The 14,242-nt window shown below is 72.2% G+C and carries 11 protein-coding genes; 4 read left to right on the forward strand and 7 right to left on the reverse strand.

The features are described 5' to 3' along the window. The first annotated feature begins 109 nt into the window (after window positions 1-109). On the forward strand, window positions 110-646 hold the full coding sequence (yjgA, locus tag BLP95_RS12195; protein ID WP_023005911.1) for a ribosome biogenesis factor YjgA: 537 nt from the start codon (window positions 110-112) through the stop codon (window positions 644-646). Window positions 647-782: 136 nt separating this feature from the next. On the opposite strand, the gene tldD is transcribed toward yjgA, so the two are convergent. The 7 genes from tldD to BLP95_RS12230 form a co-directional block, all read right to left on the reverse strand. Then, window positions 783-2,231 (reverse strand): metalloprotease TldD, encoded by a 1,449-nt coding sequence (gene tldD, locus BLP95_RS12200; RefSeq protein WP_023005910.1) that lies wholly within the window; start codon window positions 2,229-2,231, stop codon window positions 783-785. After that, window positions 2,228-6,052 (reverse strand): YhdP family protein, encoded by a 3,825-nt coding sequence (locus BLP95_RS12205; RefSeq protein ID WP_089679781.1) that lies wholly within the window; start codon window positions 6,050-6,052, stop codon window positions 2,228-2,230. The genes tldD and BLP95_RS12205 overlap by 4 nt, the downstream gene beginning before the upstream one ends. Window positions 6,053-6,056: 4 nt before the next feature. Then, window positions 6,057-7,520: a ribonuclease G gene (gene rng / locus BLP95_RS12210; RefSeq protein ID WP_089679783.1), complete on the reverse strand. Its 1,464-nt coding sequence runs from the start codon at window positions 7,518-7,520 to the stop codon at window positions 6,057-6,059. Window positions 7,521-7,650: 130 nt separating this feature from the next. Then, entirely contained in the window at window positions 7,651-8,262 is a 612-nt protein-coding gene (locus tag BLP95_RS12215; RefSeq protein ID WP_245678743.1) for a Maf family protein, read from the reverse strand. Between the two features lie 12 nt (window positions 8,263-8,274). After that, on the reverse strand, window positions 8,275-8,769 hold the full coding sequence (gene mreD / locus BLP95_RS12220; protein WP_089679787.1) for a rod shape-determining protein MreD: 495 nt from the start codon (window positions 8,767-8,769) through the stop codon (window positions 8,275-8,277). After that, the gene (gene mreC, locus BLP95_RS12225) at window positions 8,769-9,641 is read right to left on the reverse strand and encodes a rod shape-determining protein MreC (RefSeq protein ID WP_245678747.1); all 873 of its coding nucleotides are present in this window, start codon (window positions 9,639-9,641) and stop codon (window positions 8,769-8,771) included. The genes mreD and mreC overlap by 1 nt, the downstream gene beginning before the upstream one ends. 58 nt (window positions 9,642-9,699) lie before the next feature. Then, window positions 9,700-10,737 (reverse strand): rod shape-determining protein, encoded by a 1,038-nt coding sequence (locus tag BLP95_RS12230; protein WP_023005904.1) that lies wholly within the window; start codon window positions 10,735-10,737, stop codon window positions 9,700-9,702. Window positions 10,738-10,968: 231 nt separating this feature from the next. Between BLP95_RS12230 and gatC the strand changes: the two genes are divergently transcribed. The 3 genes from gatC to gatB are packed head-to-tail and all read left to right on the forward strand — an operon-like array spanning window position 10,969 to window position 14,234. Continuing rightward, window positions 10,969-11,256, forward strand: coding sequence for an Asp-tRNA(Asn)/Glu-tRNA(Gln) amidotransferase subunit GatC (gatC, locus tag BLP95_RS12235; RefSeq protein ID WP_023005903.1), 288 nt, complete (start codon window positions 10,969-10,971; stop codon window positions 11,254-11,256). 48 nt (window positions 11,257-11,304) lie between these two features. Next, entirely contained in the window at window positions 11,305-12,765 is a 1,461-nt protein-coding gene (gatA, locus tag BLP95_RS12240; protein WP_089679791.1) for an Asp-tRNA(Asn)/Glu-tRNA(Gln) amidotransferase subunit GatA, read from the forward strand. After that, a complete protein-coding gene (gatB, locus tag BLP95_RS12245) occupies window positions 12,765-14,234 on the forward strand; it encodes an Asp-tRNA(Asn)/Glu-tRNA(Gln) amidotransferase subunit GatB (RefSeq protein ID WP_089679793.1) in 1,470 nt (489 codons plus the stop codon). The genes gatA and gatB overlap by 1 nt, the downstream gene beginning before the upstream one ends. The last annotated feature ends 8 nt before the right edge of the window (window positions 14,235-14,242 follow it).

Below are 14,242 nucleotides of genomic sequence, written 5' to 3' on the forward strand. Positions count from 1 at the left end.
TCGTTCCTCCTTTGCCGGGCGCCAGGCGGCGCCCGCGATCTTGGTTCCCGGCCCCGGTGGGCGGGCTGGTATACTGCGGGACATCCCAGCCCCAACCGATGGAAGCGGCATGTCCCAGGAATCTCCCCGCGAGCTGCTCGACCAGCTCCTGGCCCAGGCGGACGACGACGAGCGTCCCAGCAAGTCCCAGCTCAAGCGCGAGATGCATGCGCTGCAGACGCTGGGCGAGCAGATCATCGCCATGACCCCCGCCGAGCGGGCCCGCTTCCCGCTCTCCGACGACATGCTGGCCGCCGTCGAGGAGACCGCACGCATCCGCTCCCACGAGGGGCGCCGGCGCCACATGCAGTACGTCGGCAAGCTGATGCGCCGCGAGGACCTGGCGGCGATCCGCGCCGTCCACGACGAGATCGAGCAGGAGAAGCTCCGCCGCGACCACGCCTTCCATCGCCTGGAGCGCTGGCGTGACCGCCTCGTCGAGGAGGGCGACCCCGCCGTCGAGGCCTTCGTCGCCGACTATCCCGACGCCGACCGCCAGGCGCTGCGCCAGCTGATCCGCAATGCCCGCCGCGAGCGTGATCACCACAAGCCCCCGGCCAGCGCCCGCAAGCTGTTCAGGCTGATCCGCGATACCGCGGGGCTGTAGACCTCCTCCCTCGCGGAACGTCGCCGAGCGAAGGCCAGACAAGGCGGCGCTCGGCGAGACAGCGGAGTTTAGGGGCCCTAAATGAGCATGGCGAGCCGAACGCCAACGCCGTATGGGCGAGCGCAGGCACGTTCCTTCACGAGGCCGTGCCGCCGACGGTCAGCTCGTCCAGCTTGAGCGTCGGCTGGCCGACGCCCACCGGCACGCCCTGCCCCTCCTTGCCGCAGACGCCGATGCCGGTATCGAGTTCCATGTCGTGGCCGATCATCGACACCCGCCCCATCGCCTCGGGGCCGTTGCCGATCAGGGTTGCGCCCTTCACCGGCGCGGTGATCCGCCCGTCCTCGATCAGGTAGGCCTCGCTGGCCGAGAACACGAACTTGCCCGAGGTGATGTCCACCTGGCCACCGCCGAAGCTCACCGCGAAGAGGCCTCGGCGCACGCTCCTGATGATGTCGGTGGGGTCGTCCTGGCCGGCCAGCATCAGGGTGTTGGTCATGCGCGGCATGGGCAGGTGGGCGAAGGACTCGCGACGGGCGTTGCCGGTGGGCGCCATGCCCATCAACCGGGCGTTGAGCTTGTCCTGCATGTAGCCGGTGAGGATGCCGTCCTCGATCAGCGTGGTGGCCTGGCCCGGGGTGCCCTCGTCGTCCACGGAGAGCGAGCCACGCCGGTCGGCGAGGGTGGCGTCGTCCACCACCGTCACCCCGGGGGCGGCGACGCGCTGGCCCATGCGCCCGGCGAAGGCCGAGCTGCCCTTGCGGTTGAAGTCGCCCTCCAGGCCGTGGCCCACCGCCTCGTGGAGCAGGATGCCGGGCCAGCCCGGCGCCAGCACCACCGGCAGCTGGCCGGCCGGGGCGTCGACCGCCTCGAGGTTGACCAGCGCCTGGCGTACTGCCTCCTTCGCATAGCGCTCGGCCACCCCCTCGTCACGCAGCCGCGACATGGGGTAGCGGCCGCCACCGCCGGCGCTGCCCCGCTCGCGGCGGCCGTCACGCACGGCGATCACGCTGACGTTGAAGCGCACCAGGGGGCGGATGTCCGCCGCCAGGGTGCCGTCGCTGCCGCGCACCAGCACCACCTCGTGGACCCCGGAGAGCGAGGCGCTGACCTGGCTCACCGCGGGGTCGGCGGCGCGCGCCGCGCGATCCGCCGCCTTGAGCATGGCGACCTTCTCCTCGGCGGAGAGCCCGGAGAGCGGGTCGACCCCGGCATAGCGGGCGGCGGGCGCCACCGCCACCGGCACGCCGGCGGTCAGACGGCTGCCGTGGCGCACGATGCCGGCGGCGGTGCGCCCGGTCTCGGCCAGGGCGTCGGCGGTGATCTGGTTGGAGTAGGCGAAGCCGGTCTTCTCGCCGGCCAGCGAGCGCACGCCCACCCCGCCGTCGATGCTGTAGCTGGCCTCCTTGACCTCGCCATCCTCGAGCACCCACCCCTCGTGCCAGCTGCGCTGGAAGTAGAGGTCGGCGTAGTCGATACCCGGCCCCAGGGCGTGGCCCAGGCCGGACTCCAGGTCCTCCAGGGAGAGCCCGCCGGGCGCGAGCAGGATGCCGGCGGCTTCGTCTAGCTGTGCGTGTCGGGTCATTCGGCGCTTTCCACTGAGATCTGCGGCGCGGTCCAGGGGCCGCGCACGCGGTAATGAATTCGGGTCACGCTGTCGATGGCGTCGCCGAACAGGCGATCGGCGATGAACAGGGCCCCCCCCACCACCGGGGCACCGGCGATCACCGCGGCCAGCGGCAGGTTGCGGCTGATGGGTACCGTGACCCCCAGGCCCATGTCGAGTTCCCGCCGCGCCAGGTCGACGCTGCCATCCAGGGTGAAGCGGGTGGCGGGCCCCTCGACTTCCACCGGCCCGCGGGTCTCCAGGGTGCCACCATACAGGGTCGCCGCGCCGCTGACACGGTCGAAGGCGGTGCCCTGGCCGGTCACGTCGGAGAAGTCCAGGCGCAGCCGGCGTACCAGGTTGTCCAGGTTGAGCAGGCCGACCAGCCGTGCCGGGGCCGACTCCAGGTTGACGAAGCGCCCGTCGCGAAGCTGTGCCTCGACGCTGCCCCGGGAGCGCTCCAGGGCGAACTGCCAGGGCGTGCCGGGCCAGGCCAGCTGGCTCCTGACCCGGGTCTCGGCGCTGCGGATGGCGGGGGGCTGGCCGAGGCGCTCCAGCGCCGTGCCGAGGTCGCGACCGTCCAGGTCGAGCCGCGCCCGGGTCAGGCTGGCCTCGGGGCCGGCGGCCTCCCAGACCAGCTCGCCCCGGGCGCTGACCTGGCCCAGGGTCAGCCCCAGCGGCACGATGCTGAGCCGCTCGGGGGTGGCCCGCCAGCGGGCGGTGAGGGGCCCCAGGCGCTGCCCCTGGCGGGTGATCTCGGCGATGCGCAGCCGCCCGGCGGGCAGCGTCGCCACCCAGTCGGGCAGCGGCTCGGGGGCCGGCGGCGTGGCGACCTCGTCGAGCAGCGACCCGACCCGGGCGGTGGCGGGCGTCAGGGGGTCCAGCGCCAGGCGGGTCAGGCCGATGTCCAGTGGCTCGGCCAGTCCCGGCCGGTAGTCGAGCTGGCCCGCCAGCAGGCTGCCCTCCAGCCCCAGGCGCCAGCCGCCACCGGCCTGGGGACGCGCCCGGGTCTGGAGCGAGCCCAGGCAGCGCTGCTCGTGGGAGAGACAGTCGCTCTCCAGACGCACCTCGCGTAGCGCCTGGGTACGGGTCCCGCCGCCGCCGACCTGGCCGCCGAGGGCGGCGGCCCACTCGGCCGGGGCCAGGCGAGGCAGGTAGGCATCCAGCCACCAGCCCTCGCCGGCCGGCCAGTCGCCGCCGGCCGGGCGCCCCAGCCACACCTGGCCCTGCCCCGAGGTGCCATCGAGCCGCCGCCAGCGCAGTGCCAGCGCCTCGCCCAGCCGCCCCTCCAGCCGGCCCCGGGTCAGGTCCATGTCGAGTCGCAGGGGGCGAACCTCACCGGCCGCCTTGCCCAGGGGCGACGGCAGGTCGATGGCAAGGCCGGTGAGGTCGCTGGCAAGGCCCAGGCTGACGCTCGCCTCGGCGATCGCCAGGCGGCCCTGCCAGTCGACGGCCCCCGCGAGCGGCCCCGACAGCGAGGTGATATCGCCCAGCGCCAGCAGGGGGGCGATCTCGGCGCGTCCGGAAAGGTCGAGGCCGCCGGCGGCGGTGTCGATCTCGGCACGCACCGGGCCACCCAGTGCCCGCCCCTCGAGGCGCCCCTCGAGGCCGCCCGCCGCGCCCTGCTGGCGCCAGGTCAAGGGCCCCTCGAGGTCACGGAAGGCGAGCCCCAGGGGGGCGTACTCGAGGCGCGGGAAGGCGGCCTGGGTGGTGACCGTGAGCGCGATGGCCTCCGGGTCGTCCAGGGGTAGCGCAAGGCTCAGGTCGCCCTCGGCGCGCCCCTCGGCCCACCAGTCGTCGAGTGCCTCCATGCCGGCCACCGGCATCGCCCGCAGGAAGTCGCGCAGGGCCTCGGCGTCGGCCGCGACGGCGCCCTCCACCTGAAGGCGCTCGTCGGCCAGGCGCACACGTCCCTCACCGGCCTGGACGCCGAGGCTCTCGGCCCGCGTCACCTCGGCGTCGAGCACGCCGTCGTCGAGGCGCAACCGCCCCTCGACACCGTCGAGGGCCGGCCAGCCCGGGGCGATGGGCAACCGGCCATCGCGGATCGCCAGGTCGAGTCCGAAGCTCGGCGCCAGGCGCTCGCCACTGCCGCCGGAGAGCGGCACGTGCAGGCGCAGCGAGCCCTCGGGGACCCGGCCGGCCACGCCCTCGGCGAGCCAGGCGCGCAGCTCGTCGCCGAGGATCTTGACCGGCAGCCACTCGACCAGCGGCGTCGCCACGGCGTCCACCTCTTCCAGGGCCAGGGTCAGGCCGAAGCCGCCCCGGGCACCGCGCCCGGTGGAGAGGCCGAAGCCGCCGCGCACCGTGGCGCCGTTCCAGACCACCTCGAGATCGCGGCCGCTGACCATGCTGCGCGGGCCATCGTAGGACCAGTGCACCTCCCCCGAGGCGCGCTCGAGGGCCATGGGGCCGGCGAAGACCTCGGGAAAATGCAGCGTGGCGGCGTCGTCGCCGACGAAGCGCACCCGGCCGTTGCCGCCGCGCGCCTCCACCCACATGTCCAGGGGACCACCTCCCGGGGCCTGCTGCCAGGGGGATACCGCCACGCCGCGCAGCGCGGCCCGGGCCTCCCACTCGCCGTCGCGCCGCCCCAGCGCGAAGCCCATCACCCGCCCGCGCGGGTCGAGGCTCTCCACGGCCCGGCCCAGCGCCTCGGGCAACGGCACCCGGTCCCGCCAGGCGGCCAGGGAACCGAGGTCGAAGGCGCCGGTGGTCAGCCACCAGCCGGCATCGTCGCCGCGCAGGTGCCAGCGATAGGGCAGCGCCGGCCCCCAGCGTCCCGCCAGGTCGTCCGGCTCGCTGGCGTCGCGGCTCTCGGCGTCGCCCTCGAGCCACGCCTCCCAGCCTGTCTCGCGGCGCAGCCACTGGCCACGGGCGGTGACGCTCTCCAGGGCCAGCTCATGGCGCTCGCCGGCCGAGTCGGCATGGCTCACCGCCAGGCGCTCGACGTCCAGCGCCAGGCGCACGTCCTCCAGGGCGGCGCGATGCCAGCGCCCCCACAGCCGCGCCTCGCCGCTGGCCTCGTCGAGGCGCAGCGGCTGGTCGCGCCCCAGCACCGCGGCCAGCGCCACCAGGCTATCGAGGCGCATGTCGGCCTGCAGGGCGGCGTTGAAGTCGCCGAGCCCCCGGGGCCCCGGCAGCACCTCCAGGACCACCTGCATGGCGATGTCACGGTCGCCGACCAGGCGCAGGGTGCCCTCGAGATGGGCGCGGCGGGCATCCCCGGTCATCAGCAGCCGCGGCGCCTCGAAGGCCACCTCCCGGTCGCGGCCGTGGAGTACCACCCGCACCTCCTCGGCCCAGGCGCGCTGGCGCAGCAGCACGCCGACCCAGAAGTCGAGCCGCTCCAGGTCGAAGGGCTCGTCGGGCTGCAGCACGGGCGGCAGATCGGCGGGTGGGGGCCAGTGCCAGCCACCATCGGCGGCCTGGTAGAGGTGCAGGGTCAGCCCCTCGAGGCGGGCGTCCTCCACCACCGGCAACCCCTCGCGCAGGCTTCGCCAGGTGTCCAGGCGCAGGTGGCCGGCCTCGACCTCGAGCAACGGCCGGTCCCCGGCGCGGGTGCGCAGGTCGAGCCCCTCCACGGCGAGGTGGGGGTCGAGGCGCGAGAGCCCCCCCTCCAGCCCGGCGAGGCTGACCTCGGCGCCGAAGCGCGCCGAGAGCAGCGCCTCGAGCCGCGGCGTCAGCCCATCCACCATGCCCAGCGCCAGGCGCGCCGCCAGCGTCAGCAGCGCCAGCGCCGCCAGCAGCAGGGCCAGCAGGGTCAGGGTCCAGCGGATCAGCGGGCGAAGCGCGGCCATGGGCTCACATCAGCACGATGTCGTACTGCTCCTGGGAGTAGTGGGTCTCGACCTGGAAGCGGATCGGCTTGCCGATGAACTCCTCCAGGTCGGCCACCGCCGCCGACTCCTCGTCGAGCAGGCGGTCCACCACCGCCTGGGCGGCCAGCACCATGTAGGTCTCGGCGCTGTAGGCGCGCTCCTCGCGCAGGATCTCGCGGAAGATCTCGTAGCAGACGGTCTCGGGGGTCTTGAGGGTGCCACGCCCCGCGCAGGTGGGGCACGCCTCGCAGAGGGTCTGCTCGAGGCTCTCCCGGGTACGCTTGCGGGTCAGCTGCACCAGGCCCAGCTCGGTGACCCCGGTACACTTGGTCTTGGCGTGGTCGCGCTCCAGCGACTTCTCGAGCATGCGCAGCACCTGGCGCTGGTGCTCGGTGTCCTCCATGTCGATGAAGTCGATGATGATGATGCCGCCGAGGTTGCGCAGGCGCAGCTGGCGGGCGATGGCGGTGGCGGCCTCGAGGTTGGTCTTGAAGATGGTCTCCTCGAGATTGCGGTGCCCCACGTAGCCGCCGGTGTTGACGTCGATGGTGGTCATCGCCTCGGTGGGGTCGATCACCAGGTAGCCGCCGGACTTGAGCTGCACCTTGCGCCCCAGCGCCTTGTGGATCTCGTCCTCGACGCTGTAGAGGTCAAAGATCGGCCGCTCGCCGGCGTAGTGCTCGATGCGCTCCACGGCGTCGGGCATGAACTCCTCGGCGAACTCGATCAGCTTGACGTAGTTCTCCCGGGAGTCGATGCGCACCTTCTCGATCTCGTGGCGCATCACGTCGCGCAGGATGCGCATGAACAGCGGCAGGTCGTCGTAGATGACGCTGGGCGCCGGCGCGGTAACCTTGCGCTCGCTCACCTTGCGCCACAGCCGCAGCAGGAAGTGCATGTCGGCGGCGAGCTCCTCGACCCCCACCCCCTCGGCGGCGGTGCGCACGATGAAGCCGCCGGTCACCTCCAGGGTCTGCTGGGTCTGGGCCTCCTCGATCAGGGCCCGCAGCCGCTCGCGCTCGCGCTCGTCCTCGATGCGCTGGGAGACGCCGTGGTGGGGGGCATCGGGCATGTAGACCAGGTAGCGCGATGGCACCGAGAGGTGGGTGGTGAGCCGCGCTCCCTTGGAGCCGATGGGGTCCTTGGTGACCTGCACCACCAGCGCCTGGCCCTCGTGGAGCAGGTGGCCGATGGAGAGCTGCTCCTCGGCCGGGGTGCCGGGGGGCATCACCTCGTGGGCGTGGATGAAGGCGGCCCGGTCGAGGCCAATGTCCACGAAGGCCGCCTGCATGCCGGGCAGCACCCGCACCACGCGCCCCTTGTAGATGTTGCCGACGATGCCGCGCCGCCGGCTGCGCTCGATGAAGGCCTCCTGCAGCACGCCATTCTCCACCACGGCGACACGGGTCTCCATCGGCGTCAGGTTGATCAGTACTTCGCCGCTCATGCGGAAATCCTTGTCCAGATTGCTTTGCGGCCATTATGACATAGAGCCCCGCGCCCCAGGCGTTGAGACGCGCCACGCGAGCCGCCGGCTCGCCGGCGGCCTGGCCGGCGCGTCACCCGAGAAGAGGCCCTCAGGCGAGGGCGCCCTCCCACAGCGGCACGCCCTGGCGGCGCAGCAGCGCGGCGGTCTCGAAGAGCGGCAGCCCCACCACCGCCGAGTGGCTGCCGGCGATGCGCTCGACGAACACCGCGGCCAGCCCCTGGATGGCGTAGCCGCCGGCCTTGTCGGCGGGCTCGCCGCTCGCCCAGTAGGCGGCGATCTCGGCATCGGAGATCTCGCGCATCGCCACCCGGGTGGTCACGCAGGCATCGAGCAGCCCGGCGGGGCCGCTCACCGCCACCGCGGTGAGCACCCGGTGCTCACGGCCGGAGAGCGAACGCAGCATGGCGGCGGCATGCGCGGCATCCTCGGGCTTGCCGAGGATCTCGCCGTCGCGCACCACCGCGGTGTCGGAGCCCAGGGTCGGCAGCTCGCCATGCCCGGCCCCCGCCCGGGCCTTCTCCCGGGCCAGGCGGGTCACGTAGGCCTCGGCGGCCTCGCCGTGGCGCGGGGTCTCGTCGATGTCGACCGGGCGCACCGTCACCGGGACGCCGATGGAGGCGAGCAGCTCGCGACGCCTGGGCGAGGCGGAGGCGAGGCAGAGCACGGGCGAGGCAGTGGGCATGGGAGAGGCAGTGGGCATGGGAGGGCTCCGTCAGTCGCGGGCCAGGCGCCGCCCCAGCAGGTTGAACAGGGTGGCGAACCAGGGCCAGAGCAGCGCGCCGATCAGCGACGGCGTCAGGAAGGCGAGGTGGATGGAGAAGCTGCCCACCAGGGTGCGCAGCCACTGGTCGGCGAGCTGCACGCTGCCCAGCAGCACCAGCACCATCAGCGCCTGCTGCACCAGCGAGTAGGCGCGGAAGCGGGGGTAGACCAGCGCGCAGAGGAAGGCCAGCAGCGACAGCAGCAGGGCGTTGTGGCCGAGTACGGCGCCCTCGATCAGGTCGAGTAGGAGCCCCAGCACGAAGCCGTGGAAGACCCCCACCCGATAGGGGGTCTTCATGCACCAGTAGACCAGCATCAATCCCAGCCAGTCGGGGCGCCAGAGCTGCCAGCCCTCGGCCAGGGGCATCACCTGCAGGCAGAGCGCCAGGAGCAGCGAGAGCCAGATCCAGGGCAGCGCCAGGTTGGCGGCGGAGGGGGGAGCCATCAGCGCGCCTCCTCGTCGTCGGCGCCCGCCACCGCCCGCGCGGCCTCGATGGCGACGGCGCTGAGCTCGCCCTCCCAGGCCTCGAGGGGGCGACGCTCGGGCGGGAAGAGCAGCAGGAAGTGGCGGGAGCGCTGCAGCTGCGCCACCGGCTCGGCGGTGACCCGGGCGAAGGGCTCGCCGGGGTCATGCACCACCTCGCCGACCCGCGCCACCGGGTAGCCCGGCGGGAAGCGCCCGGCCAGGCCCGAGGTGACCAGCAGGTCGCCCTGGCGGATGTCGGCGGTGTCGGGGACGTGCAGCACGTTAAGGCGGTCGTAGTGCCCGCCGCCCTGGAGGATGAAGCGCAGGCCGTTGCGGTTGACACGCACCGGCAGCGCATGGCTGGCATCGGCCACCATCAGCACCCGGCTGGAGTAGGCCGACACCGAGGTGACCTGGCCCACCAGGCCGGCGGCGTCCATCACCGGCTGGCCCACGCGCACGCCGTCGCGCCGGCCGCGGTCCACCACCATCTGGTGGGCGAAGGGGTCGGGGTCCAGGGAGAGCAGCTCGGCGGTGATGAAGGGCACCTCCTGCTGGCGGGCGGCGGCGAGCAACTCGCGCAGGCGCACGTTCTCGGCGGTAAGGTCGGCCATGCGCTGCACGCGATGGGAGAGCGTGAGGATCTGCTCGCGCAGGCGCTGGTTCTCCTCCACCAGCGCCCGCTGGTCGGAGAGCGCCAGGGTGCTCCAGCTGAGCACGTCGCTGGGCAGGCTGACCACCCACTGGATGGGCGCCACCAGCGTGGAGAGCTGGGCACGCACCTCCTCCATCCGGGTCAGGCGCAGGTCGGCGACCATCAAGCCCACCGCCAGCGCACCGCACACCAGCAGGCGGTAGACGGGCAGCGGTCCATGCGAGAACAGCGGCTTGATGACGCGTCCTCCCGGGTCAGTCGCTGGAGAGCAGCTCGAAGGTGTGCTGGTCGATCATCTCCAGGGCCTTGCCGCCGCCGCGGGCCACGCAGGTCAGCGGATCCTCGGCGACGATCACCGGCAGGCCGGTCTCCTCGGCGATCAGCTTGTCCAGGTCGCGCAGCAGCGCGCCGCCGCCGGTGAGCACCAGGCCGCGCTCGGCGATGTCGGAGGCGAGCTCGGGGGGCGACTGCTCCAGGGCGTTCTTCACCGCCGCGACGATGGAGGCCAGGGTCTCCTGCAGGGCGTCGAGGATCTCGTGGGAGTTGAGGGTGAAGCTGCGCGGGATACCCTCGGCCAGGTTGCGGCCGCGCACGTCGATCTCGCGCAGCTCGCCACCGGGATAGGCGCAGCCGATCTCCTCCTTGATGCGCTCGGCGGTGGCCTCGCCGATCAGGCTGCCGTAGTGGCGGCGCACGTAGCCGATGATCGCCTCGTCGAAGCGGTCGCCGCCGACGCGGATCGACTCGGAGTAGACGATACCGTTGAGCGAGATGATGGCGATCTCGCTGGTGCCGCCGCCGATGTCGACGACCATCGAGCCCTGGGCCTCCTCCACCGGCAGCCCGGCGCCGATGGCCGCGGCCATGGGCTCCTCAATCAGGAACACCTCGCGGGCGCCGGCGCCCTCGGCGGACTCCTTGATGGCGCGTCGCTCCACCTGGGTCGACATGCAGGGCACGCACACCAGCACCCGGGGGCTTGGCGTCAGGAAGGTGCTCTGGTGGACCTTGCGGATGAAGTGCTGGAGCATCTGCTCGGTGACGGTGAAGTCGGCGATCACCCCATCCTTCATCGGACGGATGGCGGTGATGTTGCCGGGGGTGCGGCCCAGCATGCGCTTGGCGTCGGAGCCCACGGCCGCCACGCTGCGCATATTGCCGGACTGGCGGATGGCCACGACCGATGGCTCGTCGAGCACGATACCGCGGCCGCGGACGTAGATCAGCGTATTGGCCGTGCCCAGATCGATCGACAGATCGCTGGAGAACAGCCCCCTCAAGCGTTTGAACATGGAAGTCGTTACCTAGTGCAGTCCGGGAACCCTGTGCGGAGGCAAACGGTATCACCGCACCCCACCCGCAGCAAGCGAAACGCCCGCGGCACGGGGCATCCTCGCCAGGCGAGGCAAGCCGCGGCGGGAGGCCTCGACGGCCGGCCGCGACGGCGCCACTGCCACTGCCCGAAAGGCGGCGATTGTGGTACCGTCTCGGGCCTGATTTTCTCCATCGAGGACACCCGACTCATGGCGCTAGAACACGCTGACGTGCTCCGGGCCGCGCACCTCGCCCGGCTCGGCCTCACCGACGACGAGGCCGCTCACTACCAGGCGGACCTCGGCCGCATCCTCGAGATGGTCGACCGCCTTCAGGCGCTGGACACCGAGGGCGTCGCCCCCCTGGCCCACCCGCTGGACACCACCCAGCGGCTGCGCGCCGACGAGGTCACCGAGAGCGACCAGCGCGACCGCTTCCAGCGCAGCGCCCCCGCGGTGGAGCAGGGCCTCTACCTGGTCCCGCGGGTGGTCGAGTAACCCTCGCCCCTCTTCCTGTCCCGGCAATGCCCACGGAGCCTCCGGCCCATGCATGACAAGACACTGACCGAGCTCGCCGCCGGCCTCGCCGCCGGTGAGTTCACCAGCCGCGAGCTGACCGAGCACCTGCTCGCGCGCATCGAGCGCCTCGACGGCACCCTCAACAGCTTTATCACCGTCACCGCAGAGCAGGCCCTGGCCGCCGCCGACGCGGCCGACGCCGCCCGTGCCCGCGGCGAGGCAGGCGCCTTGACCGGCGTCCCGGTGGCGATCAAGGACCTCTTCTGCACCGAGGGGGTGCTGACCACCGCCGGCTCGAGGATGCTGGCCGACTTCGTCTCCCCCTACGACGCCACCGTGGTGGAGCGACTCAAGGCCGCCGGCACGGTGAGCCTCGGCAAGCTCAACCTGGACGAGTTCGCCATGGGCTCCTCCAACGAGAACAGCGCCTTCGGCGCGGTGAAGAACCCCTGGGACAGCCGTGCCGTGCCGGGCGGCTCCTCCGGCGGCAGCGCCGCCGCCGTGGCCGCGGGCCTGGCCCCGGCGGCCATGGGCACCGACACCGGCGGCTCGATCCGCCAGCCGGCGGCCTTCTGCGGCATCACCGGCCTCAAGCCGACCTACGGCCGGGTCTCGCGCTGGGGGATCATCGCCTACGCCTCGAGTCTCGACCAGGCCGGCCCCATGGCACGCTCGGCCGCCGACTGCGCCCTGCTGATGAACGCCATCGCCGGCCACGACCACCGGGACTCCACCAGCGTGGCCCGCGGCGTGCCGGACTACACCGAGGAGCTCGCCGCCCCCCTCGCCGGCCTCAAGATCGGCCTGCCCAGGGAGTACTTCGGCGACGGCCTCGCCCCCGAGGTGGAGGCCGCGGTGCGCGAGGCGGTCAAGGTCTACGAGTCGCTGGGCGCCACGGTACGCGAGGTGAGCCTGCCCCACACCCACTACGCCATCCCGGCCTACTACGTGATCGCCCCGGCGGAGGCCTCGTCGAACCTGTCGCGCTATGACGGCGTGCGCTTCGGCCACCGCTGCAAGAATCCCTCGGACCTGATCGACCTCTACAAGCGCTCCCGCGCCGAAGGCTTCGGCGAGGAGGTCAAGCGGCGCATCCTGATCGGCACCCACACCCTCTCCGAGGGCTTCTTCGACGCCTACTACAAGAAGGCGCAGCAGGTGCGCCGGCTGATCCGCCAGGACTTCCTCGACGCCTTCGAGGAGGTGGACGTGCTGATGGGCCCGGCCTCCCCTACCCCGGCCTTCGACCTGGGCGCCAACAAGGACCCGGTGGCCATGTACCTGCAGGACATCTACACCATCGCCGTGAACCTGGCCGGCATCCCCGGCATCAGCGTGCCGGCGGGCTTCGCCGGCGGCCGCCCGGTAGGCCTGCAGATACTCGGCACCCACTTCGCCGAGCCGCGCCTGCTCAACGTCGCCCACCAGTTCCAGCAGGCCACCGACTGGCACCTGCGCCGCCCCGAGCTTGCCGAGGAGACCGCCTGATGCAATGGGAAACCGTGATCGGGCTGGAGGTGCACGTCCAGCTCGCCACCCGCTCCAAGATCTTCTCCGGCGCCTCCACCGCCTTCGGCGCCGAGCCCAACACCCAGGCCTGCGCCGTGGACCTGGGCCTGCCCGGCGTGCTGCCGGTGCTCAACGAGCAGGCGGTGGCCATGGCCGTGCAGTTCGGCCTGGCGATCCACGCCGAGATCCCCGAGGTCTCGGTGTTCGACCGCAAGAACTACTTCTACCCGGACCTCCCCAAGGGCTACCAGACCAGCCAGATGTACCACCCCATCGTCGGCCCCGGCGAGGTGGAGATCACCCTGGAGGACGGCAGCACCCGGACCATCCGCGTGCACCATGCCCACCTCGAGGAGGACGCCGGCAAGTCGCTGCACGAATCCTTTTCTGACGGCATGGGCCACGCCATGACCGGCATCGACCTCAACCGTGCTGGCACCCCGCTGCTGGAGATCGTCTCCGAGCCGGACATGCGCTCGGCCAAGGAGGCGGCCGCCTACCTCAAGGCGATCCACTCCATCGTGACCTACCTGGGGATCTCGGACGGCAACATGGCCGAGGGCTCGATGCGCTGCGACGTCAACGTCTCGGTGCGCCCCAGGGGCCAGGAGACCTTCGGCACCCGCGCCGAGATCAAGAACGTCAACTCCTTCCGCTTCGTGGAGCGCGCCATCGAGTTCGAGGTGGAGCGCCAGATCGAGCTGATCGAGGATGGCGGCGAGGTGGTCCAGGAGACCCGCCTCTATGATCCCGAGCGCGACGAGACCCGCAGCATGCGCACCAAGGAGGAGGCCAACGACTACCGTTACTTCCCCTGCCCCGACCTGTTGCCGGTGGTGCTCGACGGCGCCTACGTCGACCACCTGCGCGAGACCCTGCCGGAGCTGCCCGCCGACAAGCGCGCCCGCTTCCAGGACGGGCTCGGCCTCTCCGCCTATGACGCCGGGGTGCTCTCGGCGAGCCGCGAGATGGCCGAGTACTTCGAGGCGGTCAAGGACGCCTGCGGCGACGCCAAGCAGGCCGCCAACTGGGTGCAGGGCGAGCTCTCGGGGGCGCTCAACCGCGAGGGGCTGGCCATCGGCGACAGCCCGGTCAGCGCACGCCAGCTCGGCGAGCTGATCACCCGGGTGATGGACGACACCATCAACGGCAAGGCCGCCAAGCAGGTCTTCCAGGCGCTGTGGAACGGCCAGGGCGAGAGCGCCGACGCGGTGATCGAGGCCAAGGGGCTCAAGCAGGTCACCGACACCGCCGCCATCGAGGCGATGATCGACCAGGTGATTGCGGACAGCCCCGCCCAGGTGGCCCAGTACCGCGACGCCGAGCCCGACAAGCGCGGCAAGATGATCGGCTACTTCGTCGGTCAGGTGATGAAGGCCTCCCGCGGCACCGCCAACCCGCAGCAGGTCAACGCGCTTCTCAAGGAGAAGCTGGACGCCCTGTGCTGAGGCACGGG

It is taken from the genome of Halomonas shengliensis (genome assembly GCF_900104135.1).
Classification (GTDB): domain Bacteria; phylum Pseudomonadota; class Gammaproteobacteria; order Pseudomonadales; family Halomonadaceae; genus Halomonas; species Halomonas shengliensis.